The organism is Parasphingomonas puruogangriensis (assembly GCF_036663635.1).
Lineage (GTDB): Bacteria > Pseudomonadota > Alphaproteobacteria > Sphingomonadales > Sphingomonadaceae > Sphingomonas.
Window position 1 is genome coordinate 475,263 of sequence record NZ_JAXOJI010000001.1, and the last position, 18,145, is coordinate 493,407.

15 protein-coding genes are annotated in these 18,145 nt (G+C 64.5%); 10 read left to right on the forward strand and 5 right to left on the reverse strand.

The genetic code is table 11. From position 1 onward, the window contains the following. Positions 1-126 precede the first annotated feature (126 nt). Positions 127-1,446, reverse strand: a complete 1,320-nt coding sequence (locus tag U1739_RS02570; protein ID WP_332703680.1) for a dicarboxylate/amino acid:cation symporter — start codon at positions 1,444-1,446, stop codon at positions 127-129. A gap of 76 nt (positions 1,447-1,522) precedes the next feature. Between U1739_RS02570 and U1739_RS02575 the strand changes: the two genes are divergently transcribed. Next, the gene (locus tag U1739_RS02575; RefSeq protein WP_332703682.1) at positions 1,523-2,785 is read left to right on the forward strand and encodes a M24 family metallopeptidase; all 1,263 of its coding nucleotides are present in this window, start codon (positions 1,523-1,525) and stop codon (positions 2,783-2,785) included. Positions 2,786-3,075: 290 nt separating this feature from the next. Here U1739_RS02575 and U1739_RS02580 read toward each other — a convergent pair whose 3' ends face one another. After that, positions 3,076-4,338, reverse strand: a complete 1,263-nt coding sequence (locus tag U1739_RS02580; protein WP_332703684.1) for a S41 family peptidase — start codon at positions 4,336-4,338, stop codon at positions 3,076-3,078. Between the two features lie 87 nt (positions 4,339-4,425). On the opposite strand from U1739_RS02580, the gene U1739_RS02585 reads away from it, so the two are divergent. From U1739_RS02585 to U1739_RS02595, 3 genes are all read left to right on the forward strand, one after another. Then, on the forward strand, positions 4,426-5,022 hold the full coding sequence (locus U1739_RS02585; protein ID WP_332703686.1) for a helix-turn-helix domain-containing protein: 597 nt from the start codon (positions 4,426-4,428) through the stop codon (positions 5,020-5,022). A gap of 658 nt (positions 5,023-5,680) precedes the next feature. Further along, on the forward strand, positions 5,681-8,341 hold the full coding sequence (gene alaS / locus U1739_RS02590; RefSeq protein ID WP_332703688.1) for an alanine--tRNA ligase: 2,661 nt from the start codon (positions 5,681-5,683) through the stop codon (positions 8,339-8,341). 71 nt (positions 8,342-8,412) lie between these two features. Beyond that, the gene (locus U1739_RS02595; protein WP_332703690.1) at positions 8,413-9,111 is read left to right on the forward strand and encodes a hypothetical protein; all 699 of its coding nucleotides are present in this window, start codon (positions 8,413-8,415) and stop codon (positions 9,109-9,111) included. A gap of 2 nt (positions 9,112-9,113) precedes the next feature. Here U1739_RS02595 and U1739_RS02600 read toward each other — a convergent pair whose 3' ends face one another. Beyond that, on the reverse strand, positions 9,114-10,940 hold the full coding sequence (locus U1739_RS02600) for a cation:proton antiporter domain-containing protein (RefSeq protein WP_332703692.1): 1,827 nt from the start codon (positions 10,938-10,940) through the stop codon (positions 9,114-9,116). Between the two features lie 39 nt (positions 10,941-10,979). Between U1739_RS02600 and U1739_RS02605 the strand changes: the two genes are divergently transcribed. Next, a complete protein-coding gene (locus U1739_RS02605; protein ID WP_332703694.1) occupies positions 10,980-12,188 on the forward strand; it encodes an FAD-dependent oxidoreductase in 1,209 nt (402 codons plus the stop codon). 4 nt (positions 12,189-12,192) lie between these two features. On the opposite strand, the gene U1739_RS02610 is transcribed toward U1739_RS02605, so the two are convergent. Further along, entirely contained in the window at positions 12,193-13,416 is a 1,224-nt protein-coding gene (locus U1739_RS02610) for an NADP-dependent isocitrate dehydrogenase (protein ID WP_332703696.1), read from the reverse strand. Between the two features lie 145 nt (positions 13,417-13,561). Here U1739_RS02610 and U1739_RS02615 point away from each other — a divergent pair, with 145 nt between their 5' ends. The 5 genes from U1739_RS02615 to U1739_RS02635 all read left to right on the forward strand — a co-directional run bounded on the left by U1739_RS02615 (position 13,562) and on the right by U1739_RS02635 (position 17,867). After that, entirely contained in the window at positions 13,562-14,293 is a 732-nt protein-coding gene (locus U1739_RS02615) for a phosphatidylserine decarboxylase (RefSeq protein WP_332703698.1), read from the forward strand. 7 nt (positions 14,294-14,300) lie between these two features. Then, positions 14,301-15,113 (forward strand): CDP-diacylglycerol--serine O-phosphatidyltransferase, encoded by an 813-nt coding sequence (gene pssA / locus U1739_RS02620; protein WP_332703700.1) that lies wholly within the window; start codon positions 14,301-14,303, stop codon positions 15,111-15,113. A 401-nt stretch (positions 15,114-15,514) separates the two neighbouring features. After that, entirely contained in the window at positions 15,515-16,414 is a 900-nt protein-coding gene (gene rpsB, locus U1739_RS02625; RefSeq protein ID WP_332703702.1) for a 30S ribosomal protein S2, read from the forward strand. An 88-nt stretch (positions 16,415-16,502) separates the two neighbouring features. Then, positions 16,503-17,435: a translation elongation factor Ts gene (gene tsf, locus U1739_RS02630; RefSeq protein WP_332703704.1), complete on the forward strand. Its 933-nt coding sequence runs from the start codon at positions 16,503-16,505 to the stop codon at positions 17,433-17,435. A 261-nt stretch (positions 17,436-17,696) separates the two neighbouring features. Beyond that, on the forward strand, positions 17,697-17,867 hold the full coding sequence (locus tag U1739_RS02635) for a hypothetical protein (protein ID WP_332703706.1): 171 nt from the start codon (positions 17,697-17,699) through the stop codon (positions 17,865-17,867). 63 nt (positions 17,868-17,930) lie between these two features. Here the strand turns inward: U1739_RS02635 and U1739_RS02640 are convergent, their stop codons facing one another. Beyond that, positions 17,931-18,131: a hypothetical protein gene (locus tag U1739_RS02640; RefSeq protein WP_332703708.1), complete on the reverse strand. Its 201-nt coding sequence runs from the start codon at positions 18,129-18,131 to the stop codon at positions 17,931-17,933. Between the last annotated feature and the right edge of the window lie 14 nt (positions 18,132-18,145).

Here is an 18,145-nt window from a genome sequence, read left to right on the forward strand (position 1 = left end):
GCGCAGGCCGGGGCCCAGTCGCGAAACAGCAGTTGGCGCGCGCTGCGCCCAGTCAGATACCCCTGCGCGGCTGGGCCCCTGCTTGCGCCGGGGAAGCGCAATCGAGGGAAGCCCGCAGAAAGCGCGTCACCCCTCGAACCGATCCCGATCCACCGCCGGCCCATGTCCCGAAGGCGCCGGCAGCGGATCGATCTCGGCGGGCTCGAGCACGTCGAGTTGCCCCTCCCATTTGGCGATCACCACGCTCGCCACGGCATTGCCGACGACATTGGTCGCGCTGCGCCCCATGTCGAGGAAATGGTCGACCGCCAGGATCAGCAGCAGCCCCGCTTCGGGAATATCGAAGAAGGCCAGCGTCGCCGCAATCACCACCAGGCTCGCGCGCGGCACGCCGGCGACGCCCTTCGACGTCACCATCAGCACCAGCAACATGGTGATCTGCTGCCCCAGGGACAGATCGATGCCATAGGCCTGGGCGATGAACATCACCGCGAAGGTCATGTAGATCATCGATCCGTCGAGATTGAACGAATAGCCGAGCGGCAGCACGAAGCTGGCGATGCGCGGCGGCACGCCGAACCGGTCGAGCGCCTCCAGCGTGCGTGGATAGGCCGCCTCCGACGAGGCGGTGGAGAAGGCCAGCAGCAGCGGCTCGCGGATATAGCGCACCAGCAAGCCGGTGCGCGGCCCGACGATCAGGAAGCAGGCCCCGATCAACAGGCACCACAGCAGCCCCATGCCGAGATAGAACGTGCCCATGAAATACGCCAGGCTGCCGATGATCGACGGCCCGCGCTCGGCCAAGGTCCCCGCCACCGCGGCGAACACGGCGAAGGGCGCGAAGCGCATGACATAATTGGTCACCTGAAGCATGACCTGCGCCAGTGCATCGATCCCGCGCACCAACGGCGCGGCCTTTTCGCCGACCGCGGTGATGCCAACGCCGACGAAGATCGAGAACACCACGATCTGCAGGATCTCGTTCTTGGCCATCGCATCGACCATCGACGACGGCACGATATGCGAGATGAAATCCTTGAGGTTGAACGCGGCTTTGTCGACGCCGCTGGCGGCATCGATCGGTGGGATCGGGATGGCGAGGCCGACGCCGGGCTGGAAGAAATTGACCAGGATCAGCCCCAAGGTCAGCGACACCAGGCTGCAACAGATGAACCACGCCACCGAGCGGAAGCCGATCCGCCCCAGCGCCTGCGTGTCGCCCATATGCGCGATGCCCACGACCAGGGTGGAGAACACCAACGGCGCGATGATCATCTTGATCAGGCGCAGGAACAGCGCCGTGATGATCGAGAAATAGCCGGCAATATCCGCCGCCTGCTGCGTCCCCGCGCCGCCATTATCGTCGAAATAGGCGTTCACGCCCAAACCGACGATGCCGCCGAGCACGAGCCCGATCAGGATATAATAGGTAAGGCGCTTGCCCATGAATGCTCCGGATTGATTTGTGGCCGGCAGGGAAGGGGATTGCGGCGCTGCGGTCAAGCGCCGTATCGGTTGTGCCATGCCGATCCTTGCCCCCAATCGCCGCCAAATCCTTGCCGCGGCCACTGCGCTGCCGCTGCTGTCCGCCCCCGGCCTGTCGCGCGCCGCCGAGCCCGATCTGTCGGCACTGAGCGACATCACCACCGGTACCCGACCGATCGGCGAACCCGAGCGCCGCGCCCGCCTCGCCCGCGCCCAAGCGCTGATGAAGGCGAGCGGGATCGGCGCGGTGCTGATCGAGCCCGGTTCGTCGCTACTCTATTTCACCGGCGTGCGCTGGAGCCGCAGCGAACGGCTCACTGCCGCGATCCTGCCGGTCGAGGGCGATCCGTGCATCGTCACGCCGTTCTTCGAAGAACCCTCGGTGCGCGAATCGCTCGGCATCCAGGCGGAGGTGCGTGTGTGGCAGGAAGACGAGAACCCGCTCGCCATCGTCGCCGGCTTCCTCACGGATCGCAAACTCGCCGCCCGCCCGATCGGCATCGAGGAGACACTGCGCTATTTCGCGGTCGATGCGCTGGCCCACAGGCTGCCGTCGGCCCGGCTCGTCTCCGCCAATCCGGTCGTGCGTGGTTGTCGCATGATCAAGACGGCCGCGGAAATCGCGCTGATGCAGGCCGCCACCGACGTGACGATCGCCGCCTATCGCTGGACCTACCCGCGCATCGCGAAAGGCATGACCAACCGCGACATCGCCGCGCTGATGAACGCCGCGACGCGCAAGCTCGGCGGCGATCCCGAATTCGAGCTCGTCCTGGTCGGCGAGGCCGCCGCCTATCCGCACGGCAGCCGCCAACCGCAGATCGTCGCGGATGGGCAAATCGTGCTGATGGATTGCGGCTGCACCGTTCAGGGCTATCAATCGGACGTCTCGCGCACCTTCGTCCATGGCACCGCCAGCGCGGCCCAGCGCAAGGTCTGGGACGAGGTCGCCCACGGCCAGCAGATCGCCTTCGCCGCCGCCCGGCTCGGCGCCGCAGCCGGCAGCGTCGACGATGCGGTGCGGACCTATTATACCGGCCTCGGCTACGGGCCCGATTACAAGCTCCCCGGCCTGTCGCACCGCACCGGCCATGGCATCGGCATGGACGGCCACGAACCGGTCAATCTCGTTCGCGGTGAGACGACCAAGCTTGCGCCCGGCATGTGCTTCTCCAACGAGCCCGGCCTGTATCTGCCCGGCAAGTTCGGCGTGCGGCTGGAGGATTGCTTCCACATGACCGCCACTGGCCCCGCCTGGTTCTCGACACCACCGGTCTCGATCGACGCGCCGCTGGGATGAGCAAGCTCGTCTGATCGACACCGCCTGGGCTGTCATCGGCCTGTGCGTGAAGGAGCTTGAAGGCAGCTTTCGCCCAGAGGTGGGCGCTAGGGTGCGAATCCAAGCCACCGAAACCGACCATTCGTTCACCGCAACCTTTCCCGTTTCGCTATCTCCAAACGGGACTTTTGGAACAGGCAATCCGGAACAGATTCTGCGAAAGTGGGCATCCTTGTTCGGCTGTCCGCGCGATCAGCGGGCGGCGGCCTCCCGCTTCCGGTTCGTTTGCAGGAAACGGCATCGGCTCATGGTCAGTTTAGCGTCATCGGTTGCAGGAGCTTGGAAATGCCGCTGCCGGCGGGAGGATCGAGTACGAAGCGGGGATAGGACAGGATCAGGCCGGTGTTCGGAAGCGTGACGCCTCGCACGCCGCCTGATTGTTGGGTGCGGGCGGCACCACCGACCCCCGCCAAGATCCCGAAGCGGTAATCCCGCACCACGTTGGCAAAAAGCACCGCCGATGAGTAGGTGAGCGGACCAATTTCCACCGTCACCTTCCCCGGGAAGCGGAGGGGTTCGTCGGCCACCGGCTGAGTGGCATTCTCGATCGTCCCCGCGCTCATCGCTCCGCTCGCCTCACGCTTCCGGTAGGTGGAGCCCTGTTTGTACGGGCGCGTCGCTAAATAGCGCAGAATGCCGTCCTTCCACATGTCGTCGTCGCCTCCGCCGTTGGCGCTGACATCGATCACGAGGTGATCGACCGAGGCCGCCCTGATCCGCGCGAAACAATCATGGGTGAATTGCAGGTAACGCACCTTGTCCTCCCACACGAAGGACGCGACCGTCAGGCGCGCCGATTTGTCCGTATTGATGCGGCATGCGAACAGGCGATCGAAGCTGGCATCCCGCTGAAGGACCGCCGGCAGCGTGTGTCCGGCCGGCACAGTCAGGCGTTTGCCCGAGCCGCTTAGCACCAGGCCGTAGTCGGCTGGCGTTCCGTAGAGCTTCGCATATAGCAACCACCAACGTTGTGCCAGCAGGGCTCTGCGGAAGGCAGGCGTGTCTCCATGAGCCCGCGCGAGCAGCGAACGGGCGACGTCGCGCGCGTCATGACCGTCGATTTGCAGGATGCGGCGGCCCACAAGCGGCGTCAGTCCTCCGCCGAGCATCGAGACGATGACCGGATGATCGCCAGCATCAATCGCCACCTCGAAGGGAAAGAAGCCCGTGCCCCGCCGAACCGCTTCGGCACTCTGCCCCCGCCAATCGGGTAGGCCGATGAACAGGTGACCGTCGGCGAGGACAGGATTGAGCTGAGCCAACGTCGCCCAGGCTTCCGCCTGGGCCATCGGGTGGTCGAGCTGCGCACGCACCTTGGCGGCCGCGCGTTCGAGTGTCGTCTTGGCGACCGAGTGGGCAAGGTCGGGGTGCTCGCGTTCGATCGTATCAAGCGCGAAGCGGAGGTCAGCCTGCAATGCTTCCGGTGCGATCGTCTGCGCCGGGGCGGTGCCGGACGAGGCAAGAACCGCCGAGGCGGCCAAGAGGAGTGTTCCCATATGCGATGCCACCGTCATTCCACTTCCCAACCCTGCCGCCAGAGCCTCTTCCCCAGATCGACCCGTTGAAATATATGCTCACTATTTCAACAGGAGTCTAGGCCAATGGATGAAGGTTGTGAGCCACGGCTGATCCGCGATCCGGCGCAGGTGCGGCTCCTCAGCTCGGGGGTGCGCCAGGAGATGGTTGATACGCTTGCCGCGCTCGGCGGCGAGGCCGGCGTGGCGAGCTTGGCGGAACAGCTCGGGCGTCCCGCCGACGGGCTCTATTACCATCTGCGCGCGCTCGTGGCCGGCGGACTGGTGGAGGAGATGCCGAGCGACGGTGGGGAACGCCGCTTCCGGCTGGCGGGCGGTGGTGACGGCCCGCTACGCCTTTCCTATGACCTTGGCCCGAATGGAAACGCCGCGGAGCTCCGCGCTTTCGCCCATGGATTAATGCAGATTGCCGATCGGGACTTCCAAGCCGCTCTCAAGCGGAGTGACACGGTGGTTGCCGGTCCGGCACGAACACTTTGGGCTTCACGCAACAAGGGCTGGCTCGCACCAGGAGACGTTGCGGAGGTCAACGCCCTTCTCGCTCGCCTCGGTGAACTGACCAGCCAGCCGAGGGCGGATGGGCGCGAGCAATTGGTCAGTTTTGCCTTCGTGCTTGCGCCGATCGAGGGGCGATCCAGGCGGCGGGCACCGCGAACAGCGTAGGATTTCGATTGGACGGGAGCGCCGATCGATCGTCTCCAATGATCCGGGAGTAACTCGTTTCCCTTCTCAATTGCAGAGTAAGCGGGCGATTCGGTAAGCCGTACGCATTCCCGTTTCTCGATCCTTTTCGGGAAGGGCGGCAGCGTCGCGCAATGTCGGCTATCGCTACTAGCATGCTCGAAAGCGGACAGACCGCGCTCCACCCAATTATTGTCGCTGATCGAGATCGAAAAGAAGAGCGCACACGTTGCCTGCGCGCCGTCAGACTGTTGCCGCACGCCCAATTCCCTCTCCATCGGGTACGGAAGGGTGAGGACGACTTGCTATCTCCAGGCCTCGTCCTCGCCGCCCTCTTCCGGTGGGAAGGAGTTCTCGAAGCTGCTTCGACAAAATTCCCGCTGTCCTACAAGCCCGGTTCCATGTCAGTCTTCTTAAATGCCCCGCTCGCCATCCAGCTGCGCCCAGCCTCCGCGCGATCGCGTCGCCTGTGCCTGCCTCAACATTCGCAACATTCGCGACGAAGAACGCCGGATTTCCGCGCTTTCCTGCCGCGCTGACAGAGCGGTTATCGGGCCGCCGCCTACGCCATCGCCGCCCTTCGTGCCGCCCTGCCACCAGACCGCTTGAGCCGACGCGCTCCCTCGCCTAGATCGCACCCATGACCGCACACTATATGTCCACCAACGACATCCGCCGTTCCTTCCTCGACTATTTCGAGAGTGCCGGACACGCCCGCGTGCCCTCAGCGCCGCTCGTGCCGCAGAACGATCCCACGCTGATGTTCGTCAATGCCGGGATGGTGCCGTTCAAGAACGTGTTCACCGGCCTCGAAACGCGGCCTTATGTCACCGCTGCGTCGAGCCAGAAATGCGTCCGCGCCGGCGGCAAGCATAACGATCTCGACAATGTCGGCTACACCGCGCGGCACCACACCTTCTTCGAGATGCTGGGCAATTTCTCGTTCGGGCAATATTTCAAGGAACAGGCGATCACCCACGCCTGGACCTTGCTGACCAAGGTGTGGGGCCTGCCCGCCGACAAATTGACCGTCACGGTCTATCACACCGACGACGAGGCGTTCGCGCTGTGGCAGCGGATCGCCGGCCTGCCCGACGAGCGCATCATCCGCATCGCCACTTCGGACAATTTCTGGACCATGGGCGACAGCGGGCCATGCGGGCCATGCTCGGAAATCTTCTACGATCATGGCGATCATATTCCCGGCGGCCCTCCCGGCAGCCCGGACGAGGATGGCGACCGCTTCGTCGAGATCTGGAACCTCGTGTTCATGCAGTACGAGCAACTCGACAACCAGATCGTCGGCGATCTGCCCAAGCCGTCGATCGATACCGGCATGGGGCTGGAACGCGTCGCCGCGGTGCTGCAGGGCGTGCACGACAATTACGATACCGACACGTTCAAGGCGCTGATCGCCGCCTCGGGCGCGCTGACCGGCACTGCGACGACCGGCGACAATCAGGCCAGCCACCGCATCATCGCCGACCATTTGCGCACCAGCGGTTTCCTGGTCGCGGACGGCGTGCTGCCGGCCAATGAAGGCCGCGGCTATGTCCTACGTCGCATCATGCGCCGCGCCATGCGCCACGCGCATCTGCTGGGGGCCAAGGAGCCGTTGATGCACCGGCTGGTCCCGGCGCTGATCGCCGAGATGGGATCGGCCTATCCCGAATTGCTGCGTGCGCAGGCGTCGATCGAATCGACTTTGCTGCAGGAAGAGACTCAGTTCCGTCGCACGCTGACCAACGGCCTGCGGCTGCTCGACGAAGCGACCGCGAGCATGTCGCCCGGCGACACGCTGCCCGGAGAGACCGCGTTCAAGCTCTACGATACGTTCGGCTTCCCGTACGATCTGACCGAGGACGCGCTGCGCGGGCTCGACATGCAGATCGACCGCGCCGGTTTCGACACCGCCATGGCCGAGCAGAAGCGCGCCGCCCGCGCCGCCTGGAAAGGCTCGGGGGCCAAGGCGTCGGACGACATCTGGTTCGACATTGCCGAGCAGTCCGGCGGCACCGAATTCCTCGGTTATACCGCCACGGCGGGCGAGGGACAGGTCGTCGCTCTGGTCAAGGATGGCGCCCGCGTGGAACATGCCAGCACCGGCGACAGCGTGTCGATCGTGGTCAACCAGACGCCCTTCTACGGCGAAAGCGGCGGGCAGGTCGGCGATACCGGCACGATCGCCAATGACGAGGGGCTGCGTGCCAACGTCACGGAGACGTCGAAGCAGCTTGGCCGGATCTTCGTGCATCATGCGATCGTCGATGCTGGCGGGATCAAGGTCGGCGATACCGTCAAGCTGCAGATCGATGTCGCGCGCCGCGATCAGATCCGCGCCAACCATAGCGCCACGCATCTGCTGCACGAGGCGCTGCGCCAGCGGCTCGGGCTGCATGTCGCGCAGAAGGGCAGCTTGGTCGCGCCCGATCGCCTGCGCTTCGATTTCTCGCAGCCGACCGGCATCGATCCGGCGCGAATTGGCGAGGTCGAGGCCGACGTGAACCATCACATCCGCGCCAATGCGCCCGTTTCGACGCGACTGATGACGCCCGACGAAGCGATCAAGGAAGGCGCCATGGCGCTGTTCGGTGAGAAATACGGCGATGAAGTGCGCGTCGTCTCGATGGGTACGGAGGGCGACAAGACCTATTCGCTCGAACTGTGCGGCGGCACGCATGTCACCGCGCTCGGCGATATCGGCTTGTTCAAAGTGGTCGGCGAAAGCGCCGTGTCGTCCGGCGTGCGCCGCATCGAAGCACTGACCGGCGAAGCCGCACGCCAGTATCTGGCGGCACGCGACGAGAAATTGCGCGAGACGGCGGCGACGTTGAAGTCGACGCCCGACGAGGTGCCGGCGCGTGTCGCCGCGTTGGTCGAGGATCGCCGCCGGCTCGAGCGCGAACTGGCCGAAGCCAAGAAGGCGCTGGCGCTGGGCGGCGGCGGGGCAGGGGCCGCACCGGCCGGGCCGGAACAGATTGGCGGGGTCAATTTCGTTGGCCAGGTGATGCAGGATTTCGACGCCAAGGGCCTGCGCGGCGCGGTCGACGAGGCCAAGCAGCGCATCGGATCGGGGATCGCCGTGATGCTCGCCGTGAATGAGGGGCGCGCTTCGATCGCGGTCGGCGTCAGCGCGGATCTGGTCGCGACGCACAATGCGGTCGATCTGCTGCGCGTTGCGGTCGCCGTGCTCGGCGGGCAGGGTGGCGGCGGTCGGCCGGACATGGCGCAGGGCGGCGGGCCGAATGGGGCCAAGGCGGAGGACGCGCTCGCCGCGATCCGTGCCGCCCTGGCCGGCTGATCTACGTTAACGTGACCGACAGCCGCGTCGGCTAGGCGAACATCAATGCGATATTGCGACAGGCGGCCTCGATGAGTTCTTTTCCCCGGCACTGGCCGATCGCGGCGATGGCTACGGCGCTGCTGATCGCGCCGTGCGTCGCGCACGCCGATACGCCGCGCGACGTGCTGACCAATGCGGTGTTCGCCGACCGCGACAAGGCGGTGGCGCTGGCCAAGATCGACCGCGTGCATCAAGTGACCAGCGCCGCCCTGGCGCGCCGCAGCGACGACCAGGAAGCGGCGATCGTCCAGGCCACTGCGATCGGCTACCGTGCCAAGCTCACCGGTAACCGCGCCGGCGCGATCGAGGCGCGGCGCCGGTTCGAGGCCTTGGTGGCGAAATACCCCAATAATCCGGAAGCCCATCTCGCGCTTGGCGCGTGGCATGTCGGCGTGATCGCTGCCTTTGGGCAGTTCGTCGGCCGTGCCGCGGTCGGTGCGCAGAAAAGCGTCGGCTTCGCCTCGATCGATCGTGCCCTGGCGCTTGGCGGCAATCGCGCCATGTATCTGGGGCTGGCGGCATTGCTCCGGCTCGAGCTCGACGGATCCGATGCGCGCGGCAAGCAACTGGCCGAGGCCGCCACCCGCGCCGCCGCCCCGACCGTGCTCGACCGGATCATGCAGCGCTCGGCCAATCTCATGCTGGTCCCGCTGAACAGCGGCAACCGCAAGGCGACGCAGGCATTGGCCGATCGATTATTGCCGCTCGGGCAAATCGGCAAGAAATAGCCTCAGGCGACGTTCTCGCCCAATGTGCTCGGCCCGGCGCTGGTCTGCCGCAGCCGCTTGAGCCGGGGATCGCGGTCCATGTCCGCCGAAGCGCGGATTTCCTGGCGCAGCGCATCGCGCTTCTCGTGGATCGACGCGATGACCGGCCCGACTGCGACACCGAGGTCGACCAGCACTGCTTCCGACAATTGCAGCGAGCTTTCCAGCGTCTCCGGCACCGCATCGGTCGCACCGGCCCGGTAGAGCTGCGCGGCATGATGCACGTCACGGGCACGTGCAACGATCGTCAGCCCCGGCACCCAACCACGCACGCGCCGGGTCAAATGGACGGAGAGGACCGGATCGTCCATCGTCAGGATCAGCGCCTTGGCCCGGCCCAGATTGAGGCGGTCGACCAGTTCGGACCGTGCGACATCACCGAAGATCACTGGATATCCCTCGCGACGCGCCGTCGCCACGACGTCGATATCCGCTTCGACCGCAATGAATGGCTGGTTATGCACCTTGAGCATGTCGGCGACCATCTGGCCGACGCGGCCGAAACCGATCACCACGGTGCCCGGACCTTCCGGGGGGATGGCGGTATCCGCCGGATCGCCGGTCGCCCGGCGCTCGATATTTTTCGACACGCGCTTGCCGAGTTGTGCGAGCAGCGGCGTGATGGTCAGGCCAATGGCGGTCACCGTCTGCCAGAAGCCAGCCGTGGTCGCGCTGATCAAACTCGCCTGCGCCGCCGTCCCGAGCACGATCAAGGTCGTTTCGGATGGGCTGGCCATCAGCAGCCCGGTCTCCGCCGCGACACCGTTGCGGATGCCCGAGAGCTTGAGCAGGAAGAAGGTCACCGCTGTCTTCACCGCGACGACGCCGGTGATCGCGGCAAGCAAGCCAACCCAATTTTCCGCGATCATGCGGATATCCAGGCTCATGCCGACAGTGATCAGGAACACGCCGAGCGCCAGCCCTTTGAACGGCGCGGTGATCACTTCGACTTCGCTATGGTAATCGGTCTCGGCGATCAGCAGCCCGGCGAGCAAGGCACCGACGATCGGGGACAGGCCTGCAGCGGTGGTTGCCAAGCTGGCGGCGATCACCACCAGCAGCGAGGCGGCAAGGAACAGTTCCGGGCTCTTGGTCCGCGCTGCCTGCGCGAACAGCTTGGGGAGCAGCAAGCGCCCGCCGACGAAGATGATCGCCACGGTCAGCGCGCCCCGGCCGAGCACGCCAAGCACGTTGGACAGTCCATCACCGGCCGCGCTCGGCGCCAGCGCCGCCAGCACGAAGATGATCGGCACCAAGGCGAGATCTTCGAACAGCAGCATCGAGAAAGCCGAGCGGCCAACCGGGCTGGTGGTACCGGCAATCGGTAGTACCAGCGCGGTAGAGGACAGTGCCAGCGCGATGCCCAGCGCCGCCGCACCGGCAAATCCCGGGATCGCCGCCTCTACCGAGACCTGTTCATACAGATACAGGCCGAGCCCGATCAGCGCACCGGAGGCCAGCAACTGTGCCGCCCCGGTGCCGAACACCAGCGCACGCATCGCCCATAAGCGCTTCAGCGATAGTTCGAGCCCGATCGAGAAGAGCAGCATGGTAATGCCGAATTCGGCGAACGGCTCGATCGAATGCGCATCGGAGATCGTGAAATAATATAGCCAGGGATAATCCCGTACCAATGTGCCGAGTCCGGACGGTCCGACCAACAGGCCGACCAGAATGAACCCAATCACCGGGCTGATTCTGAATCGCGCAAATGCCGGGATGACGATGCCCGCCGCCCCAAGAATAACCAGCGCGTCGCTAAATCCGCTATTGAGAAGAGGTGCAGCCATAGGCATCCTGTAACCGGTAATCGAAGGCCTTGTCAGCCCATGCACGAAACGGATGTCGTGATTATCGGCGGCGGACCAGCCGGGATGGTGGCCGGATTATTGTTCGCGCGCGCGGGGCTGAAGACGCTGGTGCTGGAGAAGCATGGCGATTTCCTGCGCGATTTTCGCGGCGACACCGTGCACCCCGCGACGCTGAGGATTTTTGACGAACTCGGCTTGTTGCCGGCACTGCTTGAGCGGCCGCATGACAAGGTCGTCCAACTCGGCGCGCGGATTGCCGGACAGCCGCTGAAGATCGCCGACTTCCGCCACCTTGCCGGGCCAGCACCGTATATCGCACTGATGCCGCAATGGGAGTTTCTGGACTTCGTTGCCGGCCAAGCGCGGCGCTATCCGGCCTTCACGCTGCGGCAGCAATGCGAAGCAGTGGCGCTGATCGAGGATGGTGACCGCGTCTGCGGCGTGCTGACCGCTGACGGCGAGGAGGTTCGCGCGCGGCTCGTCATCGCCTGTGACGGGCGCGATTCGACCTTTCGGGACGATCTGCCGCTGACCGAGATCGGCGCCCCGATGGACGTCTTCTGGTTCCGCTTGCCCAAGACCGTACGGCGCGAGAACGATTCGATGGGCGTTTTCGACAGCGGTCGGTTGTTCGTGTTGATCGACCGAGGCGAGTATTGGCAATGCGCGTTCGTCTTCGCCAAAGGCACTGCGGATCGGATCAAGCGCGCGGGGCTACCGGCGTTCCGCGATCGCGTCCGCGCCGTCGGGCCGGAAACAGCCGGCGTCGATGAGGCGATCACCGATTGGGATCAGGTCAAGCTGCTGACCGTGACGGTCGATCGCCTGCAGCGCTGGCATCGCCCCGGGCTGCTGGTGATCGGCGACGCGGCGCATGCCATGTCGCCGCTTGGTGGGGTCGGCATCAACCTGGCGATCCAGGACGCGGTTGCCGCCGCCAACATTCTGGCCGGCCCGATGGCAGTTGGCCTCGACCCCGATCCGCTACTCCATAAGATCCGCAAAAGGCGCATGTTGCCGGTGCGGCTTACGCAGCGTGCGCAGCAACTGGCGCAGGACCGCATCGTGGCACCGCTGCTCGGCTCGACCGTACCGATGAAGCGCCCGCCGCTCGCGGCGCGCCTGCTCGATCGATATGCGCTGCTCCGGCGCATCCCGGCGCGACTGGTCGGGATGGGCGTGCGCCCGGAGCATGTCCGCTCGCCGGACGCCGGCGAGCGGACCTGACAGATCAGGCGGTAATTTCGCCCATCTTCTGCTCAAGATTGACGCGCACCTGCTCGAAGAACTGCTCGGTCGTCATCCACGGCTGTTCCGGACCGATCAGCAGCGCGAGATCCTTGGTCATGTGACCATCCTCGACCGTCTTGATGCAGACCCGCTCCAACGTCTCGGCGAACTTGGTCACTTCGGGCGTGCCATCGAACTTGCCGCGATACTTGAGCCCGCCGGTCCAGGCGAAGATCGAGGCGATCGGGTTGGTCGACGTTGCCTTGCCCTGTTCGTGCTGGCGGAAGTGGCGCGTGACGGTGCCGTGTGCGGCTTCCGCCTCGACCGTCTTGCCGTCCGGCGTGAGCAGCACCGAGGTCATCAGGCCGAGCGAGCCGAAGCCCTGCGCGACCTGGTCCGACTGCACGTCACCATCATAATTCTTGCACGCCCAGACAAACTCGCCGTGCCACTTGAGCGCGCTGGCGACCATGTCGTCGATCAGGCGATGCTCGTAGACGATGCCCGCTTCCTTGAACTTGTCCTTGAACTCGGTCTCGAACACTTCGGCGAACAGGTCCTTGAAGCGGCCGTCATAAGCCTTGAGGATGGTGTTCTTGGTCGACAAATACACCGGCCATTTCAGATTCAGGCCATAATGCATCGACGCGCGGGCGAAATCGCGGATCGAATCGTCGAGATTGTACATCGCCAGCGCGACGCCCGACGTGGGGAACTGGAACACTTCCTGGTCGATCACCTGGCCGTCATCGCCATCGAACACGAGGCGCAGCTTGCCGGGGCCCGGAACGAGGAAGTCGGTCGCCTTATACTGGTCGCCGAACGCGTGGCGGCCGACGACGATCGGATGCGTCCAGCCCGGGATCAGGCGGGGGACGTTCTTGATCACGATCGGTTCGCGGAAGATCGTGCCGCCCAGGATGTTGCGGATCGTGCCGTTGGGCGATTTCCACATCTTCTTGAGGCCGAACTCTTCAACGCGCTGCTCGTCCGGGGTGATCGTCGCGCACTTCACGCCGACACCGTATTTCTGGATCGCCTTGGCGCTGTCGACGGTGATCTTATCGTCGGTGCCGTCGCGGCTCATCATGCCGAGATCGTAATATTCCAGATCGATATCGAGATAGGGGAGGATCAGGCGCTCGCGAATCCACTGCCAGATGATCCGCGTCATCTCGTCGCCGTCGATCTCAACGACGGGCGTATTTACCTTGATCTTCGCCATGATGCTCTTGTCCGTTTTGGGGAGGTTTGGCCAAGCGTCTAGGAGCAAGGTGGCGAGGGATCAACCTCCGCCATGCCGCACTCGGAAAGCGCTTGGCGGGTAAGGAACGTTGTCAGCCGGTATCACGATAGGTAGAACGACGCGCATGGCATCCCTAGACAAGCCGCCTCTGGCGACGACGACCGTGAAATGGCGGTTCCCCGATATGCACCCCGAGGGGCGCAAATATGTGCTCATCGCGCTGGCGATCACCTTGCTGTGTACCTGGCTGATCTCGAACATTCTGTTCTGGCCATTGCTCGGCGTGACCGCCTGGGTGGTGACCTTCTTCCGCGATCCCGTACGCACCACGCCGCAGGGCGACGATCTGATCATCGCCCCGGCCGATGGGTTGATCACGATGATCCAGCGTGTCGCCGTGCCGCGCGAACTGGCCGGGGAGAACGGCTTGGGTGACGGGCCGTTGGTGCGCGTGTCGATCTTCATGTCGGTGTTCGACGTGCATATCAATCGCACGCCGATCGCTGGCACGATCCGGCAGGTCGTGTATATTTCGGGCAAGTTCCTCAATGCCGATCTCGACAAGGCGTCGGAAGAGAATGAGCGCCAGCATATCGTCGTCGAGGGCAAGGACGGACGGCGCGTCGGCTTCACGCAGATTGCCGGATTGGTGGCGCGCCGCATCCTTGGCTTCGTCAAGCCGGGCGACATGGTCGCCACCGGGCAGCGCGTTGGGCTGATCCGCTTTGGCAGCCGTGTCGACGTGTTCCTGCCTGATGATGTCGCGTGCCAGGTGTGCCTTGGCCAACGCAGCATCGCCGGCGAAACCGTGCTTGGCCGCATCGGCGGTATCGTGCCGAGCGGCATCGCGCAGTGACCCGCACATGAGGCGGCCCTTGGCCCGCAAACCGCGTGGGCTGCCACTCCGCGCCGTCGCCCCGAATGCCATCACCGCTTTGGCCCTCTGTTCGGGGCTGACCGGCATTCGCTTCGCCATTTCGGGCAATTTCGAGATTGCGGTGCTAATGATCGTGGTCGCCGCCGTGCTCGATGGGCTCGACGGCCGGATCGCGCGGATGCTGCATGGCGAGAGCCGGTTCGGCGCGGAGCTCGATTCGCTTGCCGATGTGATTTCGTTCGGCGTGTCGCCGGCGCTGATCCTGTATCTTTGGTCGCTGAAGGATCTGCCGCGGCTTGGCTGGCTGTGCTCGCTGGTGCTGGCGGTATTCTGCGCGCTGCGGCTCGCGCGCTTCAACGCGCAGATCGACGAGACCGAACAGCCGCATAAGTCGGCCGGCTTCCTTACCGGCGTGCCCGCGCCCGCGGGGGCGGGGCTGGCGATGCTGCCGCTATTTTTTTGGGTGTGGACCGAGGAGCCGGTGTTCCGCTCGCCCTATCTTGTCGCGCCGTGGGTGGCGATGGTCGCCTTGCTGATGATTTCCAGCATCGCGACCTATTCCTGGGGTTCGCTCAGGCTGCGGCGGAACATCCGTTTCGAAGCGCTGGCGATCGTCGTCCTGGTCGGCGCGGCAATCGTTTCGGCACCGTGGCATACGGTATCGCTGCTGGCGGCCGCCTATTTCCTGTCGATGCCGTTCAGCGTGCGATCCTATGCCCGGATCAAGCGGCTGCGCGCTGCGCAGGCGCCGTCTGCGGCTGTGCCGAGCGACCGCGAGGTGCCGCTCGACGATCCCTGAGCACGAGGTGCGGCATGGCAGCGATATCTTCGCGGCCCTGGAGCAGGGCGATGATGCGCGGCAAACTGGGGGCCACGGTGTAGAACATCACGGCGAGGGATGTTGCCAAAGTTGCCGCGAACAGCAGGTATGAAACGATCGTCATCATGGCCCAACTCCTTGAACTTGCGGGCAGAAATATGGGACGTTAAACCTTTGTTAGGTTAGTAAGTTCCCTGTCCTGCTTACGGACCCTGTATGTTCCACTCCTGTTCCAACGTCAACACTTGATTTCGCGGCCGCCCCGCGGTAATGGGCGCGCCTTCACACCACATGGGAAGCATCATAGCCGGTGTCCGGCGGGTTTCACCCACCACATGGATCACTCGCTTCCCAGAGGCTCAACCGGAAAGGAATTATCTATGGCGGCACCAGTCGTCTCCATGCAGGCGTTGCTCGAAACGGGCGCGCATTTCGGACACCAGACGCATCGCTGGAACCCGAAGATGAAGCCCTACATCTTTGGCGACCGCAACGGCGTCCACATCCTCGATCTCTCGCAGACCGTGCCGTTGTTCGCACGCGCCCTGGAATTCGTCGCTGCTTCGACCGCCGCTGGCGGCAAGGTGCTGTTCGTCGGCACCAAGCGCCAGGCACAAGAGCCGGTCGCCGAAGCCGCCCGTCGCTCGGGCCAGCATTTCGTCAACCATCGCTGGTTGGGCGGCATGCTCACCAACTGGAAGACCATTTCGGGTTCGATCAAGCGCCTCAAGACGCTCGAAGAGCAGCTCTCCGGCGACACGCACGGCCTGACCAAGAAGGAAGTGCTGCAGCTGACCCGTGAAAAGGACAAGCTGGAACTGTCGCTCGGCGGCATCCGTGACATGGGCGGCATCCCGGACGTGATGTTCGTGATCGATGCCAACAAGGAAGAGCTGGCGATCAAGGAAGCCAACACGCTGGGTATTCCCGTCGTCGCGATCCTCGATTCGAACGTCTCGCCCGACGGCATCGCTTTCCCGGTACCGGCCAACGATGACGCCAGCCGCGCCATCCGCCTGTATTGCGAAGCGATCGCCATCGCCGCGACCCGCGGTGGCCAGGAGCAGCAGGCCCGTCACGTCGACGTCGGTTCGCTCGATCAGCCCCCGGTTGAAGAGGCGCTGACCCCGATCGAGGCATCGCCTTCTGTCGCAGCCGACACGACGGTGACGGAAGCCGATTTCGCTCCCGCCGCTGCTGAAGCGACCGATCCCGAGACGCCTGCCGCATCGACCGAGCCGGAAACGGCTGCCGAAGGCGAGCGCCAGATCGACGCATAAGCGTCACCTTGCTGAGTTAGCGGGCGGGGTGGGGCGAGAGCCTTTCCCCGCCCGCGCCACATTTGCAGACTGAAAAAGGATTAGAGATATGGCCGAGATCACGGCAGCAGCAGTGAAGGATCTGCGCGAGAAGAGCGGCGCGGGCATGATGGATTGCAAGAAGGCACTGACCGAAGCGAATGGCGACATGAACGCCGCCGTCGATTGGCTGCGCGCCAAGGGCCTGGCCGCCGCCGCCAAGAAATCCAGCCGCACCGCGGCCGAGGGCCTGGTCGGCGTCGAAGTGTCGGGCACGAAGGGGGCGGCTGTCGAGGTCAATTCCGAGACCGATTTCGTCGCCAAGAACGAGCAGTTCCAGACCTTCGTGCGTGACGTGACCTCGGTTGCGCTCGCGCTGGGCGATTCGATCGAGACGATCAAGGCCGCTTCGCTCGGCGAGAAGACCGTCGAAGAGACGCTGACCAACAATATCGCCACGATCGGCGAGAACCAGGCGATCCGTCGCGCCAAGCGCCTCGAAGTGAGCGCTGGCGCGGTCGTGCCGTACGTGCACAACGCCGCGGCGCCGGGCCTCGGCAAGATCGGCGTGCTCGTCGCGCTGGAGAGCGAGGCTGACGCCGAGACCCTGCATGTGCTGGGCCGCCAGATCGCCATGCACATCGCCGCGGCCTTCCCGCTGGCGCTGAACGAGGAAGATCTCGATCCCGAGATCATCGAGCGCGAGCGTGCGATCGCGACCGAAAAGGCCGCCGAAAGCGGCAAGCCGGCCGACATCGTCGCCAAGATGGTGGAAGGCGGCATCGCCAAGTACCGCAAGGAGAACGCCCTCGTCAGCCAGCTGCTGGTGATGGACGGCAAGACCAAGATCTCCGACGTCGTCGCCAATGCGGCGAAGGCCGCGGGCAAGCCGATCAAGCTGGTCGATTATGTCCGCTTCCAGCTCGGCGAAGGCATCGAGCGCGAGACGAGCGACTTCGCTGCGGAAGTCGCCGCCGCGTCGGGCGTCAAGCAGCCGGTCTGAGGATCGAGTTTCTTGGAAGAGGCCGGGGCCGCGTCGCAAGACGCGGCCCTTTCTTTATGCGCGCGCGCAAGGCGCGACACGATCCCCCAGTTGCGACCGTGCCAATCTGCGAATGTTGGTGGACAAGACCCAATATGGCTGCCGAAACATCAGCGAAAAACGATGTAAACATAATCTATGTTAATTTGATGGTACCGTTCTCGGGCATGATCTAGGCACATGGAGGGACCTATGTGTAGATATTCGGACAGTTTGACGGCCTTGAACACGGCACTTAACCTGATGGTCGATCAGGGCGATACTTTGTTGGTCGCAGCGATCGCACATCCCCTACATCTCGCCGAGAACCATATCTCAATCGATCACGACGCGATCATCGCTGCCTCGATTCGCTCGCAGGGCGGCGGCCACGGATCACTTTCCCCCGAATAACGCTTGGTCTGATCTGCCACGTTCGCTCGGGCGGCGGCGCGGATCACGCGCCGCCGCCGGTCTTCATAGAGCCGTTGCGCAAAGGCGAGGTGCGGTGATCACCGGCACGTAGCAGGAGACCGACTCCAGCATGATCAGCTCGGCATATCGCGAGGCCATCTCGCGATGAATATCGGCAACTTTGGGGTTCACTGCGGCGCGCGCGAGCGACAGTTCCCGTGCCTCGCGAAAACGATAATAATCGCTCGAATTTCCGGCGGTCATGTCCGTTCCTCCCA

Coding starts and splice junctions, on each gene's coding strand:
- U1739_RS02570 (WP_332703680.1), bottom strand. CDS start 1,446: ATGGGCAAGCGCCTTACCTATTATATCCTGATCGGGCTCGTGCTCGGC.
- U1739_RS02575 (WP_332703682.1), top strand. CDS start 1,523: ATGCCGATCCTTGCCCCCAATCGCCGCCAAATCCTTGCCGCGGCCACT.
- U1739_RS02580 (WP_332703684.1), bottom strand. CDS start 4,338: ATGACGGTGGCATCGCATATGGGAACACTCCTCTTGGCCGCCTCGGCG.
- U1739_RS02585 (WP_332703686.1), top strand. CDS start 4,426: ATGGATGAAGGTTGTGAGCCACGGCTGATCCGCGATCCGGCGCAGGTG.
- alaS (WP_332703688.1), top strand. CDS start 5,681: ATGACCGCACACTATATGTCCACCAACGACATCCGCCGTTCCTTCCTC.
- U1739_RS02595 (WP_332703690.1), top strand. CDS start 8,413: ATGAGTTCTTTTCCCCGGCACTGGCCGATCGCGGCGATGGCTACGGCG.
- U1739_RS02600 (WP_332703692.1), bottom strand. CDS start 10,940: ATGGCTGCACCTCTTCTCAATAGCGGATTTAGCGACGCGCTGGTTATT.
- U1739_RS02605 (WP_332703694.1), top strand. CDS start 10,980: ATGCACGAAACGGATGTCGTGATTATCGGCGGCGGACCAGCCGGGATG.
- U1739_RS02610 (WP_332703696.1), bottom strand. CDS start 13,416: ATGGCGAAGATCAAGGTAAATACGCCCGTCGTTGAGATCGACGGCGAC.
- U1739_RS02615 (WP_332703698.1), top strand. CDS start 13,562: ATGGCATCCCTAGACAAGCCGCCTCTGGCGACGACGACCGTGAAATGG.
- pssA (WP_332703700.1), top strand. CDS start 14,301: ATGAGGCGGCCCTTGGCCCGCAAACCGCGTGGGCTGCCACTCCGCGCC.
- rpsB (WP_332703702.1), top strand. CDS start 15,515: ATGGCGGCACCAGTCGTCTCCATGCAGGCGTTGCTCGAAACGGGCGCG.
- tsf (WP_332703704.1), top strand. CDS start 16,503: ATGGCCGAGATCACGGCAGCAGCAGTGAAGGATCTGCGCGAGAAGAGC.
- U1739_RS02640 (WP_332703708.1), bottom strand. CDS start 18,131: ATGACCGCCGGAAATTCGAGCGATTATTATCGTTTTCGCGAGGCACGG.